The organism is Synechococcus sp. R55.3, assembly GCF_047461975.1.
Taxonomy (GTDB): Bacteria; Cyanobacteriota; Cyanobacteriia; order Thermostichales; family Thermostichaceae; genus Thermostichus.
In genome coordinates this window covers 1-1009 of the sequence record NZ_JANSIG010000164.1, presented here as the reverse complement: position 1 = coordinate 1009, position 1009 = coordinate 1, and the positions used below count along the sequence as shown (strand labels likewise).

General features: G+C 60.5%; 1 protein-coding gene. It reads left to right on the top strand.

The genetic code is table 11. The features are described 5' to 3' along the window. The coding region (locus NW849_RS14330; RefSeq protein ID WP_414358521.1) for an alpha-glucosidase C-terminal domain-containing protein at positions 1-1009 on the top strand (1009 nt) is incomplete at both ends.

Here is a 1009-nt window from a genome sequence, read left to right as displayed (position 1 = left end):
TGCGCAAGCGATTCCAAGCTTTTGGCCGCGGCTCCTTTGAGCTGCTCCACCCGGAAAATCGCAAGGTGCTTGCCTTTATGCGGGCCTTTGGCGATGAGCGCATCTTGGTGGTGGCCAACCTCTCCCGCTATGTGCAGTGCGTGGAGCTGGACTTGGCGGAGTGGGAAGGACTAATTCCGGTGGAGATCTTCGGGCGCACCGAGTTTCCCCCCATCGGACAACTGCCCTATTTTTTGACTCTAGGCCCCCATTCTTTCTATTGGTTCTCCCTTGAGCCCCAAACGGAGCGGATCCACCCCAGCCACAGCAAGCCGGAAGAGCTGGATCGTCTGCCCACCCTGATCCCCTCAAGCGGCACTTGGGAAAGCCTCTTTCAAGGGGAAAGCCAAAAGCAGGTGGAGGCGCTTTTGGGGGACTATCTCTACCGTTGTCGCTGGTTCGGCTCCAAAGCCCGCCAGATCCAGTCGGCCCAGATCTTGGATGCCATTCCCTGCAACCGGGAGGCAGATCCCCCCTTTCGGGGCCAGATCATTCTTCTGCAAACTGAGTTCACTCAGGGGGAAGCGGAAGTCTACTCCCTTCCGGTAGGCTACGCCACTCAGGAGATGGCTCTGCACCTGCGCAGGGAGATGCCGCAAGCGGTCATTGCCCCTGTGCAAGTGGCCGGGGATCCGCCGGGGGTTCTTTTCGACGCTTTGGCGGATAAAACCTTTTTGTCCCTAGCCTTGCAGATCATCGCCCAGCAGGGGCGCCTGCGCCACAGCTCCGGGGAGCTCTGGGCCACCACCTCTGGCGCTTTTGAGTATGACCCCAGCCTGGAACCCCGTATCCTCAAGGCCGAGCAGAGCAATACCTCTGTGGTCTACGGCAACCGGTACATCCTCAAGGTCTACCGCAAGGTGGCCGAAGGGGTGAATCCCGAGCTGGAGATTGGCCGCTACCTGCTGGAGCACCATCCCCAAGTGCGGGTGCCGCGGCTGCTGGGATCCCTGGAGTATCGCCGTCGTCG